Annotated in this window: 23 protein-coding genes; 22 read left to right on the top strand and 1 reads right to left on the bottom strand. The window is 60.2% G+C overall.

Features of this window, described 5'->3' with window-relative positions; all coding sequences use genetic code 11:
- Positions 1-340 precede the first annotated feature (340 nt).
- The 20 genes from ABIN98_RS06085 to ABIN98_RS06180 all read left to right on the top strand — a co-directional run bounded on the left by ABIN98_RS06085 (position 341) and on the right by ABIN98_RS06180 (position 19,848).
- Positions 341-1,306 (top strand): NAD(P)-dependent oxidoreductase, encoded by a 966-nt coding sequence (locus ABIN98_RS06085; RefSeq protein WP_346908324.1) that lies wholly within the window; start codon positions 341-343, stop codon positions 1,304-1,306.
- A gap of 115 nt (positions 1,307-1,421) precedes the next feature.
- A complete protein-coding gene (locus tag ABIN98_RS06090; RefSeq protein WP_346908325.1) occupies positions 1,422-2,693 on the top strand; it encodes an amino acid ABC transporter substrate-binding protein in 1,272 nt (423 codons plus the stop codon).
- 66 nt (positions 2,694-2,759) lie between these two features.
- The gene (locus ABIN98_RS06095) at positions 2,760-3,503 is read left to right on the top strand and encodes an ABC transporter ATP-binding protein (protein WP_346908327.1); all 744 of its coding nucleotides are present in this window, start codon (positions 2,760-2,762) and stop codon (positions 3,501-3,503) included.
- Entirely contained in the window at positions 3,503-4,231 is a 729-nt protein-coding gene (locus ABIN98_RS06100; protein WP_346908329.1) for an ABC transporter ATP-binding protein, read from the top strand. Before ABIN98_RS06095 ends, ABIN98_RS06100 begins: the two co-directional genes overlap by 1 nt.
- Positions 4,231-5,109 carry a branched-chain amino acid ABC transporter permease gene (locus ABIN98_RS06105; RefSeq protein ID WP_346908331.1) on the top strand — a complete coding sequence of 293 codons (879 nt, stop codon included), beginning with the start codon at positions 4,231-4,233 and terminating at the stop codon, positions 5,107-5,109. The genes ABIN98_RS06100 and ABIN98_RS06105 overlap by 1 nt, the downstream gene beginning before the upstream one ends.
- A complete protein-coding gene (locus ABIN98_RS06110) occupies positions 5,109-6,140 on the top strand; it encodes a branched-chain amino acid ABC transporter permease (protein ID WP_346908332.1) in 1,032 nt (343 codons plus the stop codon). The genes ABIN98_RS06105 and ABIN98_RS06110 overlap by 1 nt, the downstream gene beginning before the upstream one ends.
- A gap of 4 nt (positions 6,141-6,144) precedes the next feature.
- The gene (locus ABIN98_RS06115) at positions 6,145-6,927 is read left to right on the top strand and encodes a glutathione S-transferase family protein (protein WP_346908334.1); all 783 of its coding nucleotides are present in this window, start codon (positions 6,145-6,147) and stop codon (positions 6,925-6,927) included.
- 7 nt (positions 6,928-6,934) lie between these two features.
- Positions 6,935-7,381: a DMT family transporter gene (locus ABIN98_RS06120; RefSeq protein WP_346908336.1), complete on the top strand. Its 447-nt coding sequence runs from the start codon at positions 6,935-6,937 to the stop codon at positions 7,379-7,381.
- Between the two features lie 127 nt (positions 7,382-7,508).
- Complete coding sequence (locus ABIN98_RS06125) at positions 7,509-8,807, top strand: Xaa-Pro peptidase family protein (protein WP_346908337.1); 1,299 nt, start codon at positions 7,509-7,511, stop codon at positions 8,805-8,807.
- Positions 8,808-8,874: 67 nt separating this feature from the next.
- Positions 8,875-9,894 (top strand): thiamine pyrophosphate-dependent dehydrogenase E1 component subunit alpha, encoded by a 1,020-nt coding sequence (locus ABIN98_RS06130; protein ID WP_346908339.1) that lies wholly within the window; start codon positions 8,875-8,877, stop codon positions 9,892-9,894.
- A complete protein-coding gene (locus ABIN98_RS06135; RefSeq protein ID WP_346908341.1) occupies positions 9,894-10,877 on the top strand; it encodes an alpha-ketoacid dehydrogenase subunit beta in 984 nt (327 codons plus the stop codon). The genes ABIN98_RS06130 and ABIN98_RS06135 overlap by 1 nt, the downstream gene beginning before the upstream one ends.
- A complete protein-coding gene (locus ABIN98_RS06140; protein ID WP_346908343.1) occupies positions 10,877-11,914 on the top strand; it encodes a biotin/lipoyl-containing protein in 1,038 nt (345 codons plus the stop codon). The genes ABIN98_RS06135 and ABIN98_RS06140 overlap by 1 nt, the downstream gene beginning before the upstream one ends.
- Positions 11,915-11,949: 35 nt before the next feature.
- Positions 11,950-13,413 carry an NAD-dependent succinate-semialdehyde dehydrogenase gene (locus ABIN98_RS06145; protein WP_346908345.1) on the top strand — a complete coding sequence of 488 codons (1,464 nt, stop codon included), beginning with the start codon at positions 11,950-11,952 and terminating at the stop codon, positions 13,411-13,413.
- 13 nt (positions 13,414-13,426) lie between these two features.
- The gene (locus ABIN98_RS06150; protein ID WP_346908347.1) at positions 13,427-14,317 is read left to right on the top strand and encodes a 2-oxo acid dehydrogenase subunit E2; all 891 of its coding nucleotides are present in this window, start codon (positions 13,427-13,429) and stop codon (positions 14,315-14,317) included.
- A gap of 40 nt (positions 14,318-14,357) precedes the next feature.
- On the top strand, positions 14,358-14,837 hold the full coding sequence (locus ABIN98_RS06155) for a (2Fe-2S)-binding protein (RefSeq protein WP_394701448.1): 480 nt from the start codon (positions 14,358-14,360) through the stop codon (positions 14,835-14,837).
- A complete protein-coding gene (locus ABIN98_RS06160) occupies positions 14,834-16,939 on the top strand; it encodes a molybdopterin cofactor-binding domain-containing protein (RefSeq protein ID WP_346908349.1) in 2,106 nt (701 codons plus the stop codon). The genes ABIN98_RS06155 and ABIN98_RS06160 overlap by 4 nt, the downstream gene beginning before the upstream one ends.
- 103 nt (positions 16,940-17,042) lie before the next feature.
- Positions 17,043-17,507: a DUF3624 family protein gene (locus tag ABIN98_RS06165; protein ID WP_346908351.1), complete on the top strand. Its 465-nt coding sequence runs from the start codon at positions 17,043-17,045 to the stop codon at positions 17,505-17,507.
- Between the two features lie 207 nt (positions 17,508-17,714).
- Positions 17,715-18,095 (top strand): carboxymuconolactone decarboxylase family protein, encoded by a 381-nt coding sequence (locus ABIN98_RS06170; protein WP_346908353.1) that lies wholly within the window; start codon positions 17,715-17,717, stop codon positions 18,093-18,095.
- 146 nt (positions 18,096-18,241) lie between these two features.
- Positions 18,242-19,045 (top strand): TatD family hydrolase, encoded by an 804-nt coding sequence (locus ABIN98_RS06175; RefSeq protein WP_346908445.1) that lies wholly within the window; start codon positions 18,242-18,244, stop codon positions 19,043-19,045.
- Positions 19,042-19,848, top strand: coding sequence for an MBL fold metallo-hydrolase (locus ABIN98_RS06180; protein WP_346908355.1), 807 nt, complete (start codon positions 19,042-19,044; stop codon positions 19,846-19,848). Before ABIN98_RS06175 ends, ABIN98_RS06180 begins: the two co-directional genes overlap by 4 nt.
- 28 nt (positions 19,849-19,876) lie before the next feature.
- Here ABIN98_RS06180 and ABIN98_RS06185 read toward each other — a convergent pair whose 3' ends face one another.
- Complete coding sequence (locus ABIN98_RS06185; RefSeq protein WP_346908357.1) at positions 19,877-20,536, bottom strand: TetR/AcrR family transcriptional regulator; 660 nt, start codon at positions 20,534-20,536, stop codon at positions 19,877-19,879.
- 236 nt (positions 20,537-20,772) lie between these two features.
- On the opposite strand from ABIN98_RS06185, the gene ABIN98_RS06190 reads away from it, so the two are divergent.
- Positions 20,773-21,966: an HlyD family secretion protein gene (locus tag ABIN98_RS06190; RefSeq protein WP_346908359.1), complete on the top strand. Its 1,194-nt coding sequence runs from the start codon at positions 20,773-20,775 to the stop codon at positions 21,964-21,966.
- A gap of 12 nt (positions 21,967-21,978) precedes the next feature.
- Positions 21,979-23,547 carry a DHA2 family efflux MFS transporter permease subunit gene (locus ABIN98_RS06195; RefSeq protein WP_346908361.1) on the top strand — a complete coding sequence of 523 codons (1,569 nt, stop codon included), beginning with the start codon at positions 21,979-21,981 and terminating at the stop codon, positions 23,545-23,547.
- Positions 23,548-23,562 lie beyond the last annotated feature (15 nt).

The following is a 23,562-nucleotide window of genomic DNA, read 5'->3' on the forward strand; positions in this document are numbered from 1 at the left end:
GGCTTGACCGGCCGTTTTAGCAAGCTTAACGTTCTGTGCAATCGATTGCGCTGCATTAGCACAAAGAAACAGGCGCTGCGCATTTGATGTGGGAGGAAAGATGATTGGGATTGCCGAAAGGTCGGGCACCGGTTCGCCGGGGGCTCGCAATATCGTGCTATCGGCTCCGGGGTGTCCCGTTTCGGTTTACCGAAGCGGCCGCGGCATCATCGGTACCGATGCAAGCAGTCTCCATTCCTGCCGCAAGGCAATTTTCAGATTTCACAAAAGAAGAAGCGGCTTACGGCGTCGGGTATCCGTCCCCGTTCGGCTGCGCGTTTACACAGTTGGAGGATAGTCAATGAGCAGCCCTAAGATTGGATGGGTCGGAATGGGGCGCATGGGGTATCCCATGGCGGAAAGGCTCGTCGATGCCGGCTACGACGTTTATGTCTGGAACCGGACCCGCTCGAAGGCCGAACCGCTTGCCGCGAAGGGCGCGACGCTTGTCGATAGCCCTCGGGATCTGGCGGAAGTCGATATTCTCGGAACGATGGTCTCCACCGGACAGGACGTCGAGCAGGTCTATTTCGGTGAGAACGGGGTCCTTTCCGGTGACAAGTGCCCGAAAATCTTTCTTGATTGTTCTTCGATTGCCGATCACCAATCGGCTGCCATTCGGTCACGGCTCGCGGAACGGGGCGCGGAACTCGTTGCCTCGCCGGTCAGCGGCAATGGCAAATGCGTTAAAGCGGGCAAACTCAGCGCTGTTGCCTCCGGCCCGCGCGGTGCCTTTGAGAAGGTTCGCCCGGTCATCGCGGCCATGGCGGCAAACGGCGTTTCCTATGTGGGCGAGGGGGAACTCGCCCGGTTCTGCAAGATTGCCCACAATGTCTTTCTCGGGGTCGTCACACAGAACCTCGCTGAGATCACCGTCTTGGCGGAAAAGGCGGGAATTCCGCGTTCGGCCTTTCTCGACTTCATGAACAACTCGGTCATGGGATCGATTTTCACGCGGTACAAGACCAATGCACTCGTCAATCTCGACTGGACCACGACCTTTACGCCGGGGCTCCTGCGCAAGGATCTGGATCTCGGTCTGAGTTCCGCCCGCGATCTCGGCGTGCCCATGCCGGTGACTGCTGCCACGCGGGAGGCGTTGCAGGCCCACTTCGGGGCGGCGACGCTCCAGGACGATCCGGATGCTTATCTTCAAAAGGATTTCGCCGCCTTGCTTGAAACGGTCGCTCTTGCGGCCGGTCTTGAGTTGGAGAGCGAAAACGCGCCCTATCCAACCGGATTGGAGTTGCCGCAAGCTGCTGAATGAAGGCAGAATTTGCGGAATAAATAGCGCCAAAAAAAGCAACAAGCATGGCGCAGGGGATGCTGCAGGATCGATCCAGATGGTCCTGCGGCGCCGCAAAACCCTAGGGAGGGAAAGTATGAAATTTCGTACACTTCTAACGACAACTGCCGCCTTGGCTGTGATGGCCACTGCCGCGCACGCGGAAATCAAGATCGGCGCATCCTTGCCGCTGACCGGCGGGTTCTCCATCGCGGGAGCCAAACACAAGCAGGGCTACCAGCTCTGCGTGGATATGCTCAACGAGCGCGGTGGTATCAACGGCGAGAAGGTCGAGCTGATCCTGTCGGACAACCGTTCCGATCCGGCGACTGCAATCAACCAGTATGAGCGCTTCATCAACGTGGACAAGGTGGATGCCGTCTTCGGGACGTTCTCGTCCAAACTGACGTTCCCGGTCGCCAACATCCTGGCGAAATACGGTTATGTGCATCCAATCCCGGCCGGGGGCGCCCTTCGGATCTATACACAGGGTCACAAGAACCTGTTCTATTTCCAGCCGAATGCAGCTGAATACGTAGGTAGTTCCCTAAAAGGCCTGATTGAGGAGCTCGTGCCGGAAGGCGACCGCCCGAAGACGGCCGCAGTGGTGTCGGCAGATGACTTTTTCGCCAACGCGGTTGAAGCTGGTTTCCTTGGTCAGAAGGTCATGAACCCTGCGGACGGCAGTGAAGTGGCCGACCTCGCACCCGGTTATCTGGCAGATGCCGGCATCGAGATCGTGTACACCGAAAAGTGGCCCGAGGAAGGTTTCAACGATTGGCTTACTCTTGCCAACTCGATCAAGCGTTCCAATGCGGAGCTGATCATTGCGCTGACGGCCTCCGCCGAAGAAGCGGTGCAGCTCACGCGCGCGCTGAAGACCGTCAAGGCCGAGCCCAAGATGGTCTATTACAGTCAGGGAACACAGGCGGAATTCTATGAAGGCACGCAAGGTGCCTCGGATAGCATTCTGATGCATTCCGCCTGGCATCCGGCAGCTCCATACAAGGGGGTTCTGGCAGGTGAGGAATTCACCAATGCCGACTTCGTGAAGGCCTTCGGCGAGAAATACGGCGAAGCGCCGGATGAAGATGCCGCGATCCCGTTCGCGGTCTGTCAGGGTATTGAACAGGCAATCGAAGGTGCCGGTTCCACCGACAACGCGGCCATGGGCAAATGGCTTTCGGAAAGGACACCGGAGACCCCGGTGCGCACGATCCTTGGCCGGTTCGCATGGGACGACAAGGGTCTTCCGCTCAACAAGCCCTTCCTGGTCGCCCAGTGGAACGATGGCGAATTGCAGTTTGTCTACCCGACGAACGAGTTCCCGGAAGTCTCCAAGATGACCTATCCGAAGAACGGCTTCTAAGCATTGAACAACCTGCCAGGTCCGGTTTCGGCCGGACCTGGTTTTTTCCTAAAACAGGGAGTTCCCATGCTTGAAGTGAAGAGCTTGAGCAAGCATTTCGGCGGGATCACGGCGGTCAATAATTGCAGTTTCACAGTGGAACGCGGTTCGATTACCGGGCTGATTGGCCCGAATGGTGCGGGCAAGACCACGGCTTTCAATTGCATCAGCAGAACCATGACGCCGTCTGCGGGCGAAGTCTGGCTGGACGGTATGCGTATCGATACCCTGCGCCCGCATCAGATTACCGCTCACGGATTGTCCCGCACCTTCCAGATATCGCGCAATCTCGCAGATATGACGGTGCTGGAGAATGTGATCTGCCAATCCAAGATCCGCGGTTGGCGCGATCTGTTCCGTCCCGCCATGAGTAAGGAGGAAATCGACAAGGCCTGCGGCATTCTCGAATTCCTCGGCATCACACGGATCGCCCATGAGGACGGATCCAATCTCAGTTACGGCCAGAAAAAGCTCATGGATCTCGCCGCACTCCTGATGAGCGATCCGAAAATCATCCTCCTGGATGAACCGGCAGGCGGTGTGAACCCGACTTTGCTGGAAGAGATTGTCGGCCATATCCGGAAGCTGAACGACAAGGGGCTGACCGTCCTGATCGTGGAACACAACATGGACCTGATCATGCGGCTGTCCCATCGCATCGTCGTGATGGCGCAAGGCCAGGTGATCGCCGAAGGCGAACCGGCTGATATCCAGAAAGATCCGGCAGTCCTGGAAGCCTATCTGGGCGGAGCGATCGAGGAGGCAGCCTGATGTCACAACTTCTGGAAGTCACCAGCCTGACAGCCGGTTACGGTGACGGCCCCGCCATTCTGGACGGTGCCCATCTGACCGTTGAACCGGGCAAGATCCATTGCATCATCGGTCCGAACGGAGCCGGCAAATCCACGCTGCTCAAGGCCATTTGCGGCATGCTGAAGATCCGCAAAGGTGACGTCAAATTCAAAGGGCAAAGTTTGAAGGGACTGCGCCCCGACCAGGTTTTGCGCAAGGGCATCTGTTTCGTGCCGCAGGAACGCGCCCTGTTTCCGAAAATGACCGTCCGCGAGAATCTACGCATGGGCGGCTTTTCGCTCGCAGACAAGTCCGGCCTGGAAAAGAGGATCGACGAGATCGAGGAACGGTTTCCGATCCTTCGCGAACGCCGTGATCAGCATGCCGGAACCATGTCGGGAGGGCAGCAGCAGACGCTCGCCATGGCCCGCACGCTGATTATCAAGCCGGATATCGTCATGCTCGACGAACCCTCGCTCGGGTTGGCACCGAAGATCGTGGCGGAAATGTTCGACATCATGCGGATGATGGCCGGGGAGGGGATCACCATTCTGCTCGTCGAGCAGAACGCCCTGACGGGCCTGAAGAATTCCGATTGGGGCGTGGTCCTCGATCTGGGGCGGACTCTGTTCGAAGGGCCGGCGGACGATGTGCTTTGCGATCCGCGTATCCAGGAACTCTATCTCGGTGGAAAAAGGGCAGCGTAATGGGTGAGATCATTCAAATCATCATTCTCGGTCTTGCCCTCGGCGGGGTTTATGCCCTGATGGGGTCCGGGCTCAGCCTCGTTTTCGGGGTGATGCGGATCGTCAATCTCGCGCACCCGATCCTGATCATGGGTGGGTCCTATGTGGCCTATTGGGGCTTCCGGCTCTACGGGATGGATCCGCTTGTCATGCTGCCGGTTGCGGTCGTCATCCTCGCGGCGACCGGGGTTATTCTTTACAAGCTGGTGTTCGAGCGGGAAGCCCGTTCGGCGAAATATTCCGAGATGACGGTTCTCCTGACCTTTGCGTTGGCAATGGTTGTGGAGGGCGGGCTTGGCGCGGCCTTCACCAACACGCAGCGGGTGACCTCGCCGGATTACGCGACGGACGCCATCTTTATCGGGGACGTCTTCATACCGACCGGCCAGCTTTATGCCGGTATCGTCTCGCTGGCGATCATTTCCGCCCTTGCGCTGTTCCTGAAATATTCCCGGTTCGGCTATGCCATCCGCGCCACGACCCAGAACCGGGAAGCGGCGGAGTTGCTGGGCGTCAATGTTAATTTCGTTGGTCTCGCCAGCTTTGCAATAGGTCTGGGTCTTGCCGGTGCCGCGGGATCGCTGGTGTCCTTCGTGTTCTCTTTCTATCCATCCAAGCACTGGGAGTGGATCGCGATCCTGATGTCTCTGGTCGTTCTCGGCGGCATGGGTTCGATCCTGGGAACCGTGCTGGCCGCTCTCATCCTGTCGGTCGTTGCAGCGTTCGTTGGCACCTATTTCGGCGCGACCTGGTCGACGCTCACCTTTTTCGTAGCGCTCTTCGTAGTGCTCCTGGTCCGGCCGCAAGGGCTGTTTGGCGAAAAACCGGAGTTGGCATAGTGACTAGTCTTGATACCAATGATGTAATCACCGCCCGGAAAGCCTACTACGCGGGTCTCGCCGGAGAGGCGGACAAGGGGCGGGTGGTCTGGTTCCCGATCGCCTTTCTGGCAGTGCTGCTGGTGCTGCCGGCCCTGCAGTTCACCGGAAACTACAACTACCTGATCCACCTGGTGCTGTTCACGGCCAGCTATGTGGTGATGGCTTCCGGCTGGAATATCCTCGGCGGCTTTGCCGGCTATATCTCTCTTGGCCATAACGTGTTTTTCGCCGTCGGCGGATATTTCGCGGGCATGATCTTCGCCCGTTACGGGATATCGACCATCATCCTTGCGCCTCTGGCAGGTCTGGTCGCAGCGGCTCTGGGCTATGTGATCGGCCTGATCACCCTGCGGGTTCGTGGACCGTCCTTCATCATCTCGTCGCTGGCACTGGTGATGATCTTCAAGATCCTGTTCGACAACTGGGATTTCGTCGGCGGATCGAACGGACTGTCGCTGGCGGCGAATGATATTCCCGTCAAGTGGGCGAAGCTGCCCTACTACTATGCCTTCATCATCATGGCGGCCTTTTCGGTCTGGGCGAGTTACAGGATCAAGCACTCGAAGTTCGGTCTCGGTCTCAGGGCGATTTCCAAGGACGAGATCAAGTCCGAGAGCGCGGGGATCAACACCAGGTTCTACAAGGTTCTGGCCTTCGCGATCTCCGCCTTCTTCGTCGGCATGGCGGGCGCGGTCTGGGGAGAATATCTGACCTACATCCGGCCCAATATCTTCCTGATCATTCTGGTCTCGGTGAACATGGTGCTGATGTGCATCCTGGGTGGCAAGGGCACGATCGCCGGGCCGGTGATCGGCGCCGTCCTGCTGGTCGCCTTCAACGAGTTCTTCGTCGCCACACTCGGTGCTTCGGAGATCAACATCTTCGCGACCGGCATGATCATGATGCTGTGCCTGATGTTTTTCCCGCTCGGAATCGTCGGAACCCTGGCACGCCTGAAAAAGCTGCCACGGGTCTTGAACTGGGATTGATCGTATGACCGAGTTCGTCCTTTACAACGCTCCTCAATCCACCTGTTCGCAGCGCGTGCGTTATGCACTGCATGCCAAAGGGCTGGAGTTCGAGGAACACAAGCTGGACCTCTTCTCCGGGGATCAACTGAAGCCGGACTACCTGGCAATCAATCCGAACGGTGTGGTACCGGCCCTGGTTCACGACGGGACGCCGGTGATCGATAGCGCCGTGATCCTGGAATACCTGGAAGACGTCTTTCCGGACCGTGCTCCCATGCGGCCTGAAGACCCGCAGGGGATGGCCCGGCTCAGGGCGATGATGCGCTTTGTCGATGAAGTGCCGACTCCGGCGATCCGGGTACCGTCGTATAACCTGGCGTTCCTGCCCCATTTTCAGGCCATGTCGGAGGAGGAATTCCAGGCGCTTTGCGACAGCAAGCCGCTGCGCCGGGAGTTCCTGATGAAGATGGGCCGAACCGGCTTTCCCAAGACGGACATGGATGAGGCCCTTGGCCGGCTGCGCAGGGGTATCGAGCGGATGTCCATTTGGCTTGCCGAGAGCAGTGGCCCCTGGATCATGGGTGACAAGATCAGCCTGGTCGATCTGGCGATCATGCCGGTGATCGTGCGCATGGACGACATCAACCTCGGATCGGTCTGGGACGATCATCCTGAAATCGGTGTCTGGTTGGATCGGATCCGGGAAACGGAACCTTTTCGGACGACCTATTACCACGGGGCGCTGCTCACGGAGAAATATCCGCATCTAGCGAAATTGCGTGAACAGAAGACGGTCGAGGCATAATCCGGCGATGCAGCTTGTTCCCTACATGCTGGCTGCTCTGGCCGTTGGAATCGTGGTTTCCTTTCAACCGCCGATGAATGGGATGCTGGCAAGATCTGTCGGCAGTGCCTATGGCGCGGCCGCGGTTTCGATCGGAGTCGCTTTCATCAGCATCTTTTTATTCATGCTCGTGGCCGGATATGGGGAGGTCAGCCGGCGGACACTCGGCAGCGTGCCCTGGTGGGTCTACCTCTCCGGCACAATTGGTGCGGCATTCGTCGCTGCGGGTGCCGCGATCGCACCGGTGACCGGTGGGTTGATCTTTTTCATCTGCATCGTTGCGGGTCAGCTGATCGGCTCCATGCTGGTGGATCATTTCGGTGCCTTCGGCCTTGAGGTGCGCGCCATGACGCCAATGCGGCTTCTGGGGCTGGCGATGGTTCTGGGAGGTGCTGTTCTGGTCAGTCAGAGCTGAGCAGGCTCGTTTGGAGTTTAATTCGTCTAAAAGCGCAATCGATTGCGCACTTTTTGAAACATAGATGCGAACACGTGGAGCCGAGGCTGATCGGCCAGTACGCGTGGCGCAAATAGGAGGTAAGATAATGAACCGCGCCCTGACCCCGAACATTTTGACCCCTCAGGATCTTGACCAGCATTGGCGCTGGGAGGGACGCCTGCCTGCATGGGGGCACACGTCGGTCGATTTCGAACGGCGCGTCGACCATGACCGGCTGCGGCGCTACCGGCTGGCCCGGACCCGGCAGGCGCTGAAGGCGTCTCCGGCAGGTACGCTGCTTCTGTTCGACGTGAACAACATCCGCTACGTGTCGTCGACCAAGATCGGCGAGTGGGAGCGGGACAAGATGTGCCGCTTCTGCCTGCTGACCGGCGACGATTCTCCCTACGTTTGGGACTTCGGCTCCGCGGCGGTCCACCATAAGAAGTATTCCGACTGGCTGGAGCCGGATCACTGCCGCGCCGGGGTCGTGGGCATGCGCGGGACGATTCCGCCGGAATTCGGCCTGATGCAAAAATACGCCAAGGAAATTGCCGGTCTGATCCGGGATGCCGGGATGGCGGATATGCCTGTCGGGGTCGATTATGCGGAAACGGCGATGTTCTTTGCGCTGAAGGAAGAAGGACTCAACGTCATCGATGGCCAGCAGATCATGCTGTCGGCGCGTGAGATCAAGAACTGGGACGAGATCCAGTTGCTCACCCAGGCGGCCTCCATGGTCGACGGCGTCTATCACATGATCTACGAGGAGCTGAAGCCGGGTATTCGAGAGAACGACATCGTCGCGATGTCGAACAAGATGCTCTACGAGATGGGGTCCGACGACGTGGAGGCGATCAACGCGATCTCCGGCGAGCGCTGCAATCCGCATCCGCACAACTTCACCGACCGTTACTTCCGCCCCGGCGACCAGGCGTTCTTCGATATCCTGCAGTCCTACCAGGGCTACCGGACTTGCTACTACCGCACGTTCAACATCGGCCGGGCGACGCCGGCCCAGCACGATGCCTATGTGAAGGCGCGCGAATGGATCGATGCATCCATTTCCATGATCAAGCCGGGCGTTTCGACCGACAAGGTCGCCGAAGTCTGGCCGAAGGCAGAGGAGTTCGGTTTCCCGAACGAGGAAGCCGCCTTCGGCCTTCAGTTTGGCCACGGGCTTGGTCTGGCGCTGCACGAGCGTCCGATCATCTCCAGGGCCGTGTCGCTCGACCACCCCATGGAGATCAAGACGGGCATGGTGTTCGCGCTGGAAACCTACTGTCCGGCCGCTGATGGCTATTCCGCAGCCCGGATCGAGGAAGAGGTCGTGGTGACGGACACGGGCTGTGAGGTGATCTCGCTGTTCCCGGCCGAAGAACTTCCGATCGCCAACCGCTACTGAGTTTTCATTTGATTTCTGGATGACCCGGCCGGGTTTAAGGGGCCGGGTCTGTTCGCGGGAGTAACCCATGGCAGTGAAAACAGCCACAAAACTGAAGCCGGCTTCGTCGAAATCCAAGTCCAATACCGAAGATTACCTGCGCATGTACCGGCAGATGGTTCGGATCCGCGCGTTCGAGGACAATGCCAACCAGCTTTACCTGTCAGCGAAAATGCCTGGCCTGACCCACATGTATTCCGGCCAGGAAGCGGTGGCAGTCGGCATCTGCGAGGCGCTGGAGGACACCGATTACATCACCTCCACCCACCGGGGTCATGGCCATTGCGTTGCCAAAGGCGCGGAGTTCAAGGAGATGTTTTGCGAGTTGCTGGGCAAGGAGGAAGGCTATTGCCGGGGCAAGGGCGGATCGATGCATATCGCCGACCAGAGCCACGGTAATCTGGGCGCCAACGCCATTGTCGGCGGTTCCACCGGCATTGCCACCGGGGCGGCCCTGTCTGCCAAGTACCTGAAGACCGGATCGGTGGCCGTTTGCTTCTTCGGCGACGGGGCGACCGCGCAGGGGCTCTTGTACGAGGCGATGAACATGGCCTCGCTATGGAAGCTTCCGGTGATCTATGCCTGCGAGAACAACGGCTATTCGGAATATACCAAGACCGATGAGATTGCCGCGGGCTCCCTGACGGATCGGGCGAAGGGCTTCGGTATCGAGGCGGTCACCGTCGACGGTCAGGATGTGCTGGCGGTCAACGAGTTGACCCAGGAGCTGGTGGCGCGTTGCCGGAAAGGCGAAGGCCCGTTCTTCGTGGAACTCATGACCTACCGCTATCACGGCCACCATGTGGGCGACATCAACCGGACCTACTACCGTTCCAAGGAAGAAGAGGCGGAGTGGAAAGAGACCCGAGATCCGATCGTCAACTTCGGCAAGTGGCTGACGGGGCAGAAGATTGTGACGGCCGATGACCTGGCCGCAATCGATGCGGAAGTGAAGGCGGACGCGAAGGCTGCGGTCGACTATGCGCTAGCAGCCAAATACCCGGATGCATCGGAAGTCACCATGCATGTCTATGTGGAGGCCTCGTGATGCGGGAAATAACGCTGTCCCAGGCGGTCAACGAGGCGATCGCGGAAGAAATGCGCCTCGATCCGAAGATCTTCCTGATCGGCGAGGATGTCGCCGAAGCAGGTACCCCGTTCAAGGTGCTCTCCGGCCTTGTTGAGGAGTTCGGCACGGAGCGGATCATCGATACGCCGATTTCCGAGCCGGGCTTCATGGGCATGGCTGTCGGGGCGGCCATGACCGGGTCGCGGCCGATCGTCGACCTGATGTTCGGCGACTTTCTGTTTTTGGTGATGGACCAGCTGTGCAACCAGGCAGCCAAGACCCATTACATGTCCGGCGGCAAGCTCAAGGTGCCGCTGGTGCTTCGCACCAACCTGGGCGCCACCCGGCGCTCGGCGGCTCAGCATTCCCAGTCGCTGCATGCGCTGGTCGCCCATATTCCGGGGCTGAAGGTGGCGCTGCCGTCCTCGGCCTATGAGGCCAAGGGTCTGTTGAAGACGGCGATCCGGGATGACAATCCGGTGGTCATCTTCGAAGACAAGCTGATGTACAACGACAAGGCGCCCGTCCCGGAGGAGGAATATCTTCTGCCCTTCGGACAGGCAGCCATTTTGCGCGAAGGTCGCGATGTGACGCTGGTGGCGACCTCGTCCATGGTGCAGGTGTGCCGGAAGGCCGCCGATCTGCTCGAAGCAGAAGGCATCTCCGCAGAGGTGATCGACCCGCGCACGATCGTGCCCCTCGACGAGGATACCATCATCGGCTCGGTGAAGAAGACCAGCCGGGCGGTGGTGGTCGACGAGGGCCACCAGAGCTACGGCGTGACGGCGGAGATCGCCGCACGGATTGCCGACAAGGCCTTCTATCACCTGGATGCCCCGGTACAACGCATCGGCGCCATGGACGTGCCGGTGCCGTTCTCGCCCGCACTCGAAGACCTGACCGTGCCGACACCGGAGAGGGTGGCGGAACGGGCGCGGCAGCTGTGCAGGGGAGAGATCTGATGGCCCATGACGTGATCATGCCCGCCCTTGGCATGGCGCAGGAGACCGGACTGATCCTGGCCTGGCGCAAGAGCCCCGGCGATGCGGTCAAGGCCGGCGACGTGCTGATGGAGGTGGAGACCGACAAGGCGGCGATGGAGGTCGAGGCCCAGGCGGACGGTTTTTTGACAGAGATCCGAGCGGACGAAGGGGCGGAGGTTCCCGTCGGCGAAGTGATCGCGGTGATCTCCGACAGTGCCGACGACGTCAAGGCGGCGCCCCAAAAGCAGGAAACGCCCAAGCAGGAGGCCGCTCCTGCCACGCCGGAACCGGCACAAGCCGCAGCTCCCGCGCCGAAGGCAGGACCCGCTCTCCAGGCAACTCCGAAGGCACCTGCAGACCAGCCGGTCAACGGCAAGGTGCTGGCCTCGCCCAAGGCGAAACGGCTCGCACAGGAACGCGGGCTCGACCTGACCCGTCTGGCAAGGGCCGGCCATCCCCAACCGTACCGGGTCGCCGACCTGGAGGTGCTGGCGGCCATGCCGGGTGCGGGGGCAGGGTCAGCCGCTGTCGACCGGTTTTTGGCGCGGGCCAGTGTAGAAGCAGATGCCTTTGACGGCTTTTGCAACTGGCTTGCTGCCGAGAGCAAGGGGGAAAACAAGGTTGAGATGGGGGGGGCGACGGGCATGGTGCTGGCGTCGTTTGCCGCCGGCAGCCTGCGCGCCGTCAGTGGAGCCGCCAGCCTCACCGTGCGGCTCATGGCCCCACGCAAGCAGCCGAGAACTTATTCCGATCCGGACTTGGCCGGCTTGACCCGGCTTCAGGCCCTGGAGACGGAAGCGGATCCGGATCTGATCGTTTACGACCTGACGGCAACGCGTCTCACCAATGCGGAACTTGCGGCAGCCCATGTGCCGACCTTGACCGTGGCCCGCGACGGGGTCAGGCTGGTCGTCTCTCTGGCGGCCTCTCCCGACCAGCTCGACGACGAGGCCTTGATTGCATGCCTCGACGCCTTCGCCGGCCGGCTGGAAGAACCACTGAGACAACTTTTGTAATTTGACAGCTTCTTTGAAGACCAAGGACAAGACCCATGAACAAGCCCGCTTTGAACATCGATGCGCAAGAGTTTTTGTCCGATCTCTATATCGGCGGTGAATGGCGCACCGGCGCAGGCGGAGAGCGCTTCGACGTGCTCAACCCGGCTACTGAAGAGGTGCTGACCTCGGTTGCCTCCGCCGAGATCGCCGATGCGGAGGCCGCCCTTGATGCGGCCGAGGTCGCCTTCGCCGACTGGTCCGCACGCAAACCGCGGGAGCGGTCAGAAATCCTGCGCAAGTGTTTTGAACTGATGACGGCAAGGCTCGACGACTTCGCCAGGCTGATCACGCTGGAAAACGGCAAGGCGGGCACGGATGCCCGGGGAGAAGCGGCCTATTCGGCGGAGTTCTTCCGCTGGTTTGCCGAAGAAGCTGTGCGTGCCGACGGGCTGATCACCCATGCACCGGCCTCCGGCGCGCGCATCATCGTTCAGCACAAGCCGGCCGGTATCGCCGTTCTGGTGACGCCGTGGAACTATCCGGCCGCCATGGGCACGCGCAAGATCGCACCGGCCCTTGCCGCCGGCTGCCCGGTGATCATCAAGCCTGCTTCGGAAACCCCGCTCACCATGCTCGCCCTGATGCCGCTTCTGGAAGAGGCAGGCGTACCGAAGGGGCTCGTCAACGTGCTGCCGTCAAAGAAGACCGGGGCGCTGGTCAACCACATGCTGCATGACCCCCGGGTCCGGGTGGTGTCCTTCACCGGCTCCACGGGGGTCGGGCGCAAGCTGCTGCATTCGGCGGCCGACAACGTTCTGAAACCCGCCATGGAGCTTGGCGGCAACGCGCCGCTGATCGTGTTCGAGGACGCCGACATCGACATCGCGGTCGAGGGCGCCATGCTTGCCAAGATGCGCAACCTGGGCGAGGCCTGCACGGCGGCCAACCGGATCTATGTGCATGAGGCGGTGGCCGACGTCTTTGCAGAGAAGTTCACCGCGGCGATGGCCGGGCTGAAAATGGGCAACGGCCTGGACCCGGATGTGGATGTCGGTCCGCTGGTCAATGCGGATACCCGCGACAAGGTTGCCGCATTCGTCGACGATGCGGTTCAAAAGGGCGCCAAGGTCCTGCTTGGCGGCAACACCCCCGGCGGCAAAGGCTTCTTCTATCCGCCGACGGTGATGACCAACGTGCCGGAAACGGCCGATTGCGTCCATGACGAGATCTTCGGGCCGGTCGCGGCAATCCAGACCTTCAACGACCAGGAAGACGTCATCCGCCGCGCCAACGACACCGAGTACGGGCTCGTCGCCTATGTCTTCAGCGAAGACATGAAAAGGGCCCTGCAGGTTTGCGAGCGGCTCGACTACGGCATGGTCGGTCTCAACCGGGGGCTCGTCTCCGATCCGGCCGCCCCCTTCGGCGGCACCAAGCAGTCCGGCCTCGGCCGGGAGGGCGGACACGAAGGCATGCTGGAGTTCATGGAAACCCAGTATATCTCCGCAAGCTGGTGAAGGACCTCAACCCGTGAACACGGTTATCGCCAGCCCGTCGGTCAGGGCGCTCGCCGCCCGCAAGGGCATCGACCTCGCCGATCTCGGCCGGACCCTCGGCCGGGAGACGCTGGCGCGCGAGGATGTGGAAGGCGCAGGCGGCAAAGTCCCCGTGGCCTCGCAGACGGCTGGGGATGCCTCTTATTGGGAGATCGATCATTCCCAATACGGCCCGGTGCGCGCCGAACCGATGTCCCGGTTTGCGCAGGTGGCGGCGAAAAACCTGGCGGCCGCCAACGCGCTGATCCCCCAGGTCACCCACCACGATGAGGCCGATGTCTCCACTGTCGAGGCGTTCCGTAAATCTTTGAAGGACGAAGCGTCAGAGGCCGGGGTTAAACTCACGGCTCTTGCCTTCCATGTGAAGGCGCTCGCGCACTGCCTGCGTGCATTCGAGACCTTCAACGCCTCGCTCAGTCCCGATGGCAAGACGCTCATCCTCAAGGACTATGTCCATATCGGCATCGCCGTCGACACGCCCTATGGTCTGACCGTGCCGGTGATCCGCGATGCCGATCGCAAAGGGCTGTTCGAGATTGGCCGCGACATTGGCGAACTCGCCGCAAAGGCCCAGGCGCGCAAGCTGCCGCCGGACGCTTTTGGCGGAGCCTCCATGTCGATTTCCAATCTCGGTGGCATCGGCGGCATCGGCTTTACCCCGATCGTCAATCCGCCCGAAGTCGCCATTCTCGGCATAACGAAAGCCAGAATGCAGCCGATCTGGTACGGGGAAGCCTTCCAGCCAAAGCCCATGGTGCCGCTCGATCTGTCTTATGACCACCGTGTCATCAACGGGGCCGAGGCGGCCCGGTTCCTTAGCCAATATGCAAGACTGATCAGTGAGCCGAGAGGTTTGATGCTCTAAGCTCCTTTCAGAATTATTCGAGTCGCCGGGAGGAACAGGGGTGGCTGAGACTGACGTCGCGTTTCGCGTGAACGGGGAGGACAGGACGGTCCGGACCGGGGCCGACATTCCGCTTCTCTATGCCTTGCGGGAGGAACTGGGCCTCAAGGGGACCCGTTTCGGGTGCGGTGATGCGGCCTGTGGCGCTTGCACCGTCATTTTGGATGGCGTGGCCGTCACCTCCTGTGACCTGCCGGTCTCCGCCGTGGCCGGCAAGTCGGTCGAGACAGTCGAAAGCCTCGACACGGATCCGCCGCATCCCCTGATCGATGCGGCGATCGACCAGCAGGCGGCCCAGTGCGGCTATTGCCTGCCGGGAATTCTCATGGCCGCAAAGGCCCTGCTTGACCGGAACGAACAACCGGATCGGGCGGATATCATCGCCGCGCTCGACGGCAATCTGTGCCGTTGCGGGACCCATACAAGGATCCTTAAGGCCGTTGAACAGGCGGCCGGAATTATGGCGGAGGCCGGCGAATGAGCACGCCCAAACCTCCGATGCCGCTTAGCGGTGCGCCACTGATCAGTAACTGGATCCGGGTTTCGCCAGACGGCGCGATGACGGTGCTTTCCGGGCGGGTCGAACTCGGCCAGGGAAACGCATCCGCGATCTGCAGGATGGCGGCGGATGAGCTTGGTTGTGCGCCCGAAACCCTTACCCTTGAAGCCGGACATACGGGACTGACGCCGGATGAAGGGTTCACGGCGGGGAGCATGTCGATCTCCGGCGGCGGTCAGGCCGTCAGATGGGCCGCATCGGCCTTTCGAAGCCTCGTCCTGAAAGCGGCCTCTGACAAGCTGGGGTGCGGGGTTGGAGATCTCTCTCTTTCCAACGGAGTTGTTCTCGAGAAAGGCGTTCCAACGGATCTGACGATCGGTGACCTGGTCGGTTATCTTGATCTTGATCAGCCTGTGGTCGAGTTGGCAGCCCCGGTGAGCCAGAATAACCAGCATTGCGCTACGGATGCCCTTCGTTTGGACTTGATGGAGCGGCTGACAGGTGCTCCTTTCGTCCATGATATGGAACGGCCCGGCATGCTTTACGGCAAGCCCCTGCATCCGCCGAGCATGACGGCGGTGCTCGAGGAACTCGATCTGGAAGCCCTGAAGGCCCGCCCGGGTGTGGTGGCTGCGATCCGCGACGGCAGTTTCGTCGGAATTATTGCCGAAACGGAGGTGGAGGCGATCGCCGCTGCCCGTTGGGCACGGGCGCGCGCCAGATGGGTCGACCAGTCACAGGCGCCTAACGACGCGATACAAGCGATCGGGTCGTCCACGGAGCCTGCCGAGGTTGTGGTGCAAAACGGGAAGATCAGCGGCGCTAAAGGCCGGCTGTTCGAAACCACCGTATCGCGGCCGTATCTGCATCACGGATCCATCGGACCTTCGGCTGCGGTCGCGGAATGGCAGGATGGAGGACTCACGGTCTGGTGCCACAGCCAGGGTGTCTATCAGCTGCGGTCAGCGCTCGGCATGGTGTTCAAGCAGCCCGAAGACCGGATAACGGTGATCCATCGTCCCGGATCCGGATGTTATGGACACAATGGTGCGGACGATGTCGCGCTCGATGCGGCATTGATGGCGGCGGCCTTACCCGGCCGGCCGGTCAAGGTGGTGTGGAGCCGGAGGGACGAATTCCAGTCTGCGCCCATGGGACCGGGGATGGTGACCCAGTGCGCGGCGACGGTGACCGGAGATGGCAAGATCACGTCCATGCGCATCGAGGTGAATTCGGCGCCTCATGCCAATCGGCCCGGCGTCAATGGAACGCCGAATTTGCGGGCCGCATCCTATCTGAAAAATCCCATGCCGCCGGCGCCGTCAACCGATATTCCGCTTGCCCGCGGGGGCGGCGCGGACCGAAACGCCGTTCCGCTTTACGCGATCCCGAACCTGGAAGTGTCCAAGCGGATCGTCCATTCTCTGCCTTACCGCTCGTCGTCGCTGCGCGGCCTCGGCGCCTACGCCAATATTTATGCTATCGAGACGCTGATGGACGAGATCGCCCTGGAACTCGGTGTGGATCCGGTTGTCTTCCGTCTTGCGCACCTGGAAGACGAACGGGCCAAGACGGTGATCGAGGTTGTCGACGATATCTCCGGGGCCTGGCGCAGTGAAGCGTGCGGACAGGGAATCGGCTGGGGCCTGGGGTTCGCACGCTACAAGAATACGGCTGGCTATTGTGCTGTCATGGCGCGAGTCGTGGTCGATCAGGAAATCAGGGTGACGGACGTCTATGCGGCGGCCGATATCGGCGAGGTCATCAGCCGCGACGGCGCCCTCAATCAGATCGAAGGCGGGATCATCCAGTCCATGAGCTGGACCCTGAAGGAAGCCGCGCGGCTGGAAGGCAGCCAGGTTGCCGCCGAAAGCTGGCTCGACTATCCGATCCTGAAATTCTCAGACGTTCCGAACCTTTCTGTCCGCCTGTTGGAACAGGCGGATGAACCCCCGCTCGGTTGTGGTGAGATTTCGCAAGGGCCGACCGCTGCGGCATTGGGCAACGCGGTTCGTTCCGCTCTTGGCGTGACGGTTCGGGACCTGCCGCTGACCCGGGAGCGGGTGATGCAGGCTCTCTTTTGAAAGCACCCCTTTACCGAACCAACGGAGAAAGCAATTTAGCCGGCGCGATGTGCTATTCTGTTAATGGCGGCGACAGCCACCCTGTAAACGACAGGAGAGCATCATGTATCAGACGTCTCCCTACAAGCATTCGTTTATTATCCGGAACTTCGGTCATTGCGACCGCTGCATGAAAAAGGCGCTTATTTCTTCCCTATGCGCCTGGGGTGGCTTTGCGTTGGTTGCGTCAACCGGCGGATATCAATCCCTCGCACTGGCGGCAGCCTTGATTGCGGGCGGGTTGAGCCTTCTCTGGCTGGTCCATCTGGTCGGCTATGCCTTGCGGGCGACAGGTTCGCTGAAAGCGGCTCCGGTTGACCCTTTAACCAGGCGCAAGACACTCGGTCTTATGGCCAAAGCCGCGGGGATCGGCGTTCTCGCTTCCGTACCGGTTACGTTGCTCCCGACGGCCGCGGCAGCATTCTGCGGGCAATGCACGAAAAACGCCGATTGCGGTTATGGTTTCAAGTGCAAGAACACGGCGCCGGTCAATTCCGGTGAAGTGTGCAATGAATGCGTTGAAGACTGACGGACGCGAAGCGGCCGTAGGCTGATCATAGAGGCGATAACTGTTTCTATAATTAACCGGACACGCGCCTTCGGGCGGGTTTCCGGCTGGGACTATTTTGCCGTGAAATACCCCGCATCAGTGACCGAATCCGTTTAATCTGAATCTGCGGGCACCGGCGAGAGTGGGCTGTTCCCGCGGTTATCCGACGGAAATAGGGGAGGGATCATGGATCAGGATCTTTTTGAAAGAGGATTGGCAAAGCGCAAGGCAACACTCGGCGCCGAGTATGTCGACAAGGCCTTTGAAAACGCCGGTGATTTCAACCTGCCGTTCCAGGAAGCGATGACTGCCTGGTGCTGGGGGTTCGGCTGGGGAGACGAGACGATCGATGCCAAGACCCGGTCCATGATGAACCTTGCCATGATCGGCGCGCTCGGCAAGATGCATGAATGGGAAACCCATTGCCGGGGCGCGCTCAACAACGGTGTATCGAAAGAGGAAATCCGGGCGATCGTCCACGTGGTCGGTATCTACTGCGGCGTTCCGCAGGCCATGGAGTGTTTCCGGGTGGCGCGCAAGGTGCTTGAGGAGAATGATTTGCTTTAGGAGGATATGCCGATCGCTCCGCGCCGGGGGCGACCTTTGGTACCGGCTCTTGACGCGTTTGCGCTGCAACCTACTTGCGTCTTGAGCCGCTTGCGGCTACCGAAGCAGACGGTTCCCACGTCCTCACAATGCACAAGCCCGTATTCATGATTGTCGATAGCCACTGCCATCTTGATTTTCCCGATTTCGACGGTGAACGGGACGAGTTGATCGCCCGCGCCCATGAGGCGGGTGTCGACCTGATGGTGACGATCTGTACCCGGATCCGGAAATTCGATCAGGTCCGGTCGGTCGCGGAGGCCTATGACAATGTCTATTGTTCGGTCGGAACCCATCCCCACAGTGCGGGCGAAGAGCGTGGCATTCCGGTCGAGGAAATCGTCGCTCTGACCGACCACCCGAAGGTGGTTGCGATCGGCGAAGCCGGGCTCGATTATTTCTACGACAAAGCGCCGCGGGACGCACAGGCCGAAGGGCTTCGCATCCATATCGACGCGGCCCGCAAGACCGGCCTGCCGCTCGTCATTCATTCGCGCGATGCCGACGAGGACATGGCTGCGATCCTGCGCGAGGAGATGGGGAAGGGGGCTTTTCCGGCCCTGCTGCACTGCTTTTCTTCCGGACGCGATCTTGCCCTGGCCGGGATCGAGCTTGGTCTGTACGTCTCTTTTTCCGGCATCCTGACTTTCAAGCGCTCCGAGGAGTTGCGGAAGATCGCCAAAGAGCTCCCGGCTGACCGGCTTCTGGTGGAAACGGATGCACCCTATCTGGCGCCGCAGCCCAAGCGCGGGAAACGTAACGAACCGGCCTACACCGCCATGACCGCAGCGGTTCTTGCCGAAACGCGAGGCGTTTCCTTCGACGAGATGGCGGCGCAGACAACCGAGAACTTCTTCCGATTGTTTTCGAAAGTTCCAAAGCCGGCGCACCTGCAGGTGAGCGCCGGATGAGTGCGGAGCTGACGGTTACCATCCTCGGTTGCGGATCGTCCGGCGGCGTGCCGCGGGTCGGCAATGATTGGGGCACATGCGATCCGGCGGAACCGAAAAACCGGCGCAAGCGCTGTTCCATTCTGATCGAGCAGCTAGGTGAGAACGGCAAGACTTCCGTTCTGATCGATACCGGTCCCGACCTGCGCCAGCAGCTTCTCGATGCAGATGTGCAGCATTTGGACGCGGTCCTTTATACCCATCCGCATGCGGATCATCTCCACGGGATCGATGATCTTCGCGCGCTGACCATCCGGCATCGCCAGCGCATGCCGGTCTACATGGATGCCCACACCTATCAAAGGGCGCTCGGTGCCTTTGACTATTGCTTCCACACGCCGCACGGATCTTCCTATCCGCCGATCCTGGAGCGGCACGAACTCGTGGCTTACGAGGAATGCGTGATCGAAGGGGCAGGCGGAGCGATCCGGTTTCTGCCGCTGGAAGTAGAACACGGGGAGATCAAGTCGCTGGGATTGAGATTCGGCGGGATTGCCTATCTCCCGGATGTGTCCGATATCCTGGAGAAGTCGCATGAAGGATTTTCCGATCTGGATTTCTTCATCGTGGATTCGCTGCGCCGGACGCCGCATCCGAGCCATTTCTCTCTGGATGATGCCCTGGCCTGGATCGATTATCTCAAGCCGAAGAAAGCCGTTCTTACCAACCTGCACAATGACATGGACTATGCCGAATTGTGTGGGGAGCTGCCGGACCATATCGTTCCGGCCTACGACGGTATGCGGATCAAGGCGAAGGTCTGAGGAGCGCAGGACCCGGGTGGTTCAGGGGCTACTTTCCGGTCCCGTAGGCGGCGAGGAACATATGAACCGCGGACGCGACATTGGCATCGACGTCTTCGGGTGCCGGCAAATGCCCCGGTTGGAACATGGCTCTTTTGCCGATCCGTGAACTGCACAGATCCATGAACTGTGCAGCCGCAAGTTCGGTATCTGGACAGGTCAGTTCGCCTTTTGCGACGTATTTCTTAAGAAAGCGGCCGAAGGTTTCCATGCCTTTTTTCGGCCCGGCTTCGTAGAGCAGGTTACCGAATTCCGGGAATTTTTCCGTTGCGCCAATGACCATTCGTATCGTCGAAAGCCGTTCCGGATTGAACATCTGTTCTATGAAGACGCGTCCGATCTTGGTCAGGGTGTCGCGCAGATTGCCTTCACCGGCGGCGCAATCGAGAAGCGCTTCCGCCTGTTTCAAGCGGTCTTTGAGGATCAGTTCCCGGAACAGGGCTTCCTTGCCGGGGAAGTAGACGTAGAGCGTTCCCTTCGAGACACCGGCTGTCCTGGCGATCTGGTCCATGGAGGCGCCGTCATAACCGTGCGACAGAAACACTTCCCGCGCCCCGTTCAGGATTTGCCGGTACTTTGCGGTGTCCGGGCGGGGAGTGGTCTTCTCGGTTTCTGTGTCTTCAATCTGCGTCACGTCTCGGCGATCCATCCATTGGGCTCCGATAGTGCGGAACTCGTTTACCAAGTCTACAGCCTCGCATTGACGGAATAAAGCAAGGCTGAAGTCGTGCCACGCGATTGGTCCTTTAAGGCTCAATAATTTTTTCGTTGAGCCGATTGCGTCGCACAATTCTAATGCGTATATAGGATTGACCGAACCGTTCAGTCAATGACTTTTGAGCTTGGCGAACAGTCGTTCGGAAATAGCGACAAAGGTATTTATCTGTGAGCACAGAGACACAAGACGCCAAGGCGCCGGCTGCGACTGCTGGAGCTGCCACGGGCAACAACGCCGTGGAGCCTGCAGATACGAAGACAGCTATGGCCATGCCGGCGAAGCCGAAGAAAAAGGCGAGGCGCCGGATCATCCTGTTGGCGCTTCTGGCGGCGGCTCTATCGGGCGGAGCCTACGAAGGACATGCCTGGTGGACCCACGGCCGCTTTATCGAAACGACTGACGACGCCTATGTGAATGCGGATATCACGGTCATTCTGTCCAAGGTGTCGGGTTACGTTTCTGAAGTCGAACAGGATGACAACGCTTATGTGCGGAAGGGGGATATCCTGTTCCGTATCGATGACGGCGACTACCGTCTGGCGGTGGAAGCTGCCCGCAACAGTCTCTCGTCCGCCATGGCAACGGTCGACCGGATTGCCGAGCAGATCAAGGCGGGAGAAGTTTCCATCAGCGAAGCGAAAGCCGGTCTCCTGGCGGCGCAAGCAGCCAAAGAAGACACCGACCTGACTTTTGACCGCAGATCCAAGTTGACGGTCAACAACGTCATCAGCCAGGCGAGCCTCGATTCAGCGCGCACGGCGCAGAAAAGTGCGGATGCGAACGTTCAGAAGGCTTTGGCGGCCATCGATCTGGCGAAAGCCAATGTCGAGGTTCTAAAAAGCCAGAAGCAGGAGGCTGTACAGGCCGTAAAGGCCGCAGAGACGGCTCTGGAAAAGGCCAAGCGGGATCTCGGCTTCACGATTGTGAAGGCTCCGGTCGACGGTATTCTGGGTAATCGTGCCGCACAGGTCGGCTCCTTCCTGCAGGCCGGAAGCCGCGTGGCGGCCATCGTTCCGATCAGCGAAGCCCGGGTGGATGCGAACTTCAAGGAAACCCAGCTCGGCAAGATCTATCCCGGTGCGGAAGTGCACATGTCCGTGGATGCGTATCCGGGGCAGGTTCTGACCGGTCGTGTGGAGAGTATTTCTCCGGCAACCGGCTCGGTCTTCAGTCTGCTCCCGTCCGAAAACGCAACCGGAAACTTCACCAAGGTCGTTCAGCGGGTTCCGGTGAAGATCGAGGTCGATCCGGATGATGCAAGGACCCATCCCTTGCGCGCCGGCATGTCGGTGATTGTCGAAGTGGATACGCGCACCGGATCCCCCGCATCCGACGGTGCCCAAGTGGCGCTTCGGCAGTAAGGCTGCCCCGGCATGGCAAACACCGCGGCTCAGGATCATCCGGAACAGGTCATCACCGGACGCAGGTTGTTTACCTTCCTGTGCATGGTTTTCGGCATGTTCATGGCGATCCTGGACATCCAGATCGTGTCGGCCTCCCTGCCTGAAATCCAGTCGGGGCTGAGTGCGTCCCAGGACGATATCGCATGGGTCCAGACGGCCTATCTGATCGCGGAAGTGATCATGATTCCGCTTTCCGGATATCTGTCGCGGATGCTGTCGACACGCTGGATGTTCGCCATGTCGGCGGCCGGTTTTACCCTTATGAGCATGATGTGTGCGACCGCCTCGACGATTGAGGAAATGATTGTCTGGCGGGCGCTGCAGGGATTTATCGGCGGCGGCATGATCCCGACGGTGTTCGCCTCGGCCTATACGATTTTCCCCCGGGAGAAATTCAGCGTTGTGTCGCCCATCATCGGTCTTGTCGCGACCCTTGCACCGACGATCGGACCCACGCTCGGCGGATACCTGACCGAATGGGCTTCCTGGCACTGGCTGTTCCTGATCAATGTGATCCCCGGCATCTTCGTGACAATCGCCGCGGTCACCCTGATCGATTTCGACAAGCCGGACTGGTCCCTGTTTGAGCATTTCGACTGGATCGGGTTCATTGCCATGGCGGTCTTTCTGGGATCGCTGGAATTCGTTCTGGAGGAGGGCTCCGGGGAAGACTGGTTCCAGAGCGAAGAGATCCTGCTGTTCAGCCTGGCCACCATCATCGGAGCCGCGATTTTCTTCTGGCGGGCTTTCACCGTGCGCGAACCCGTGGTCGACCTGCGCGCGTTTTCCAACCGGAATTTCACCATCGGCTGCATCTTCAGCTTCACGATGGGGATCGGCCTCTACGGGCTGACCTATCTTTACCCGGTCTATCTCAGTTCGGTCCGGGACTACAGTTCGCTGCAGATCGGCGAGACCATGTTCGTTTCCGGAGCGGCCATGTTCCTGACGGCCCCGATCGCCGGGCGCATGATGAGCATGATGGACCCGCGGATCATGATGGCCATCGGCTTCACCGGTTTCGGTATCGGCACGTGGATGGTCACCGGCCTGACCCATGACTGGGACTATTGGGAGCTGTTCGTGCCGCAGATCCTGCGCGGCTGTTCCCTGATGATCTGCATGGTGCCGATCAACAACATCGCCCTTGGCGTGCTGCCGCCGGCGATGATCAAGAATGCCTCGGGCCTGTTCAATCTGACACGGAACCTGGGCGGGGCCGTCGGTCTCGCGATCATCGGCACGATGCTCACCAACCGACAGGATTTCCACTACGCGCGCCTGTCGGAAAGCCTCAACTGGGCCCGGCCGGTGGTGAATGAAACCATTACGATGATGAGCCAAGCCTATTCGGCTCTCGGCAACCTGGCCGAAACCGCCGGGTTGAAAACGCTTTCGGGAATCGTGACCCGCGAGGCGATCGTCATGTCGTTTTCGGATGTGTTCCTGTTGCTGACGACGCTTTTCGTCGGTCTTGTCTTTGCCCTGGTCCTGGTTGAAAAGCCGGCGGCGGCGGGTGCCGGTGGCGGAGGTCACTAGCGAATCCGGTGTGCC

It is taken from the genome of uncultured Roseibium sp. (genome assembly GCF_963675095.2).
Lineage (GTDB): Bacteria > Pseudomonadota > Alphaproteobacteria > Rhizobiales > Stappiaceae > Roseibium.

What these genes read in the sequence shown, in the direction of transcription:
- ABIN98_RS06130 (WP_346908339.1), top strand. Translation starts at nt 8,875, where the DNA reads ATGGCAGTGAAAACAGCCACAAAACTGAAGCCGGCTTCGTCGAAATCC.
- ABIN98_RS06160 (WP_346908349.1), top strand. Translation starts at nt 14,834, where the DNA reads ATGAGCACGCCCAAACCTCCGATGCCGCTTAGCGGTGCGCCACTGATC.
- ABIN98_RS06120 (WP_346908336.1), top strand. Translation starts at nt 6,935, where the DNA reads ATGCAGCTTGTTCCCTACATGCTGGCTGCTCTGGCCGTTGGAATCGTG.
- ABIN98_RS06100 (WP_346908329.1), top strand. Translation starts at nt 3,503, where the DNA reads ATGTCACAACTTCTGGAAGTCACCAGCCTGACAGCCGGTTACGGTGAC.
- ABIN98_RS06105 (WP_346908331.1), top strand. Translation starts at nt 4,231, where the DNA reads ATGGGTGAGATCATTCAAATCATCATTCTCGGTCTTGCCCTCGGCGGG.
- ABIN98_RS06185 (WP_346908357.1), bottom strand. Translation starts at nt 20,536, where the DNA reads ATGGATCGCCGAGACGTGACGCAGATTGAAGACACAGAAACCGAGAAG.
- ABIN98_RS06175 (WP_346908445.1), top strand. Translation starts at nt 18,242, where the DNA reads ATGATTGTCGATAGCCACTGCCATCTTGATTTTCCCGATTTCGACGGT.
- ABIN98_RS06145 (WP_346908345.1), top strand. Translation starts at nt 11,950, where the DNA reads ATGAACAAGCCCGCTTTGAACATCGATGCGCAAGAGTTTTTGTCCGAT.
- ABIN98_RS06115 (WP_346908334.1), top strand. Translation starts at nt 6,145, where the DNA reads ATGACCGAGTTCGTCCTTTACAACGCTCCTCAATCCACCTGTTCGCAG.
- ABIN98_RS06140 (WP_346908343.1), top strand. Translation starts at nt 10,877, where the DNA reads ATGGCCCATGACGTGATCATGCCCGCCCTTGGCATGGCGCAGGAGACC.
- ABIN98_RS06180 (WP_346908355.1), top strand. Translation starts at nt 19,042, where the DNA reads ATGAGTGCGGAGCTGACGGTTACCATCCTCGGTTGCGGATCGTCCGGC.
- ABIN98_RS06090 (WP_346908325.1), top strand. Translation starts at nt 1,422, where the DNA reads ATGAAATTTCGTACACTTCTAACGACAACTGCCGCCTTGGCTGTGATG.
- ABIN98_RS06170 (WP_346908353.1), top strand. Translation starts at nt 17,715, where the DNA reads ATGGATCAGGATCTTTTTGAAAGAGGATTGGCAAAGCGCAAGGCAACA.
- ABIN98_RS06165 (WP_346908351.1), top strand. Translation starts at nt 17,043, where the DNA reads ATGTATCAGACGTCTCCCTACAAGCATTCGTTTATTATCCGGAACTTC.
- ABIN98_RS06095 (WP_346908327.1), top strand. Translation starts at nt 2,760, where the DNA reads ATGCTTGAAGTGAAGAGCTTGAGCAAGCATTTCGGCGGGATCACGGCG.
- ABIN98_RS06125 (WP_346908337.1), top strand. Translation starts at nt 7,509, where the DNA reads ATGAACCGCGCCCTGACCCCGAACATTTTGACCCCTCAGGATCTTGAC.
- ABIN98_RS06085 (WP_346908324.1), top strand. Translation starts at nt 341, where the DNA reads ATGAGCAGCCCTAAGATTGGATGGGTCGGAATGGGGCGCATGGGGTAT.
- ABIN98_RS06135 (WP_346908341.1), top strand. Translation starts at nt 9,894, where the DNA reads ATGCGGGAAATAACGCTGTCCCAGGCGGTCAACGAGGCGATCGCGGAA.
- ABIN98_RS06195 (WP_346908361.1), top strand. Translation starts at nt 21,979, where the DNA reads ATGGCAAACACCGCGGCTCAGGATCATCCGGAACAGGTCATCACCGGA.